This window comes from Acidovorax sp. HMWF018 (genome assembly GCF_003061035.1).
In the GTDB taxonomy this organism is placed as follows: domain Bacteria; phylum Pseudomonadota; class Gammaproteobacteria; order Burkholderiales; family Burkholderiaceae_C; genus Acidovorax; species Acidovorax delafieldii.
Map to the genome: position 1 here is coordinate 1 of NZ_QAIM01000584.1, position 1026 is coordinate 1026.

The window sequence follows — 1026 nt, forward strand, 5'->3', positions numbered from 1 at the left end:
CGCCCTTGGCTGCGTTGCGCACGGCGGCCGGCGCCATCTGCAGCAGCCCGGCGCCCACATCACCCTCCAGGATGGAGCGCGTACCAGACGCCACGCGCTTGGCCAGGTCGCCCACGGGGCCAACCACTTCCAGCACGTCGCGGGTGTAGTCGGTCTTTTCTTTGAACAGGCCGGTGGCCGGCAGCAGGTTGCCCATGCCCAGGCGTCCGGACACGTCCAGCGGCATACCCGGCAGGCCGGTAATCCCGCGCTCAACGAACCCGGCGCCAGCCTCTCCAAACAGGTTTTCAAGCAACTCCTGCTTGGCCTTCTTGCTATTAAAGTTATAGCCTGCAAGCTGCGCCAAGCCATCCACCAGATCCTCGGCGTCCTCGGCAAACGGCAGGCCGCCCGCACCACCCATCAGCATGAGCATGCCCAGCGCCAGCAGCACGGCCTTTTTGCCCTCGGGGCCGCCCTGCGTCCACATACGGCCCAGCAGCTCCAGATAGGCGATGGAGTAGGTTTTGAAGGTCATCGCGGTGGCGCCCACGGCCCCCCGGCCCCACTTCATCTTGTTCGCCTTGCTGTAGGTGAATTGGGTTTCGATCACGGCCTTCTTGGCGAAGGCGGCCGGGTTCGCCATGCCTTGCGCCTTGGCCACGCGGTACGCGGCAATGAAGGTCATGCGGCGGTTCACCTGTTCGGCCGCGCCGAACACCTTGCCCCAGGCCAGCGACAGCCGGGTGAGCGCATTGCTCGCCGCGGCTCGCGCGTCCCCGGCGCGCGTGCCATCCCCTGGGCGCAGCGAGCCGGAACCACGGGCCTGCGCCATGAGCTGGTGCACCTCCTGCGGGCTCACGGTGCCTTCTTCCTCGGCCTGCTTGAGCGCTGCGGCCAGATCGGCCTCGTAGCGGTGGCCACGGTTGGCCAGGTTCTTGGCCGCGCGGCCCAGCTCGGCGGCGGCCTGCTTTGCACCGCCAAACTGCGACAGCCACGGGAAGGTGACGGCCGCCGGCTGGCTCATATTCACGAAGGCCGATGCAA

General features: G+C 67.5%; 1 protein-coding gene. It reads right to left on the reverse strand.

Annotated elements, in window-relative coordinates; genetic code table 11:
* On the reverse strand, nt 1–1006 hold a 1006-nt coding region (locus tag DBR23_RS24850), incomplete at its 3' end, for a PLxRFG domain-containing protein (protein ID WP_233250730.1).
* Between the last annotated feature and the right edge of the window lie 20 nt (nt 1007–1026).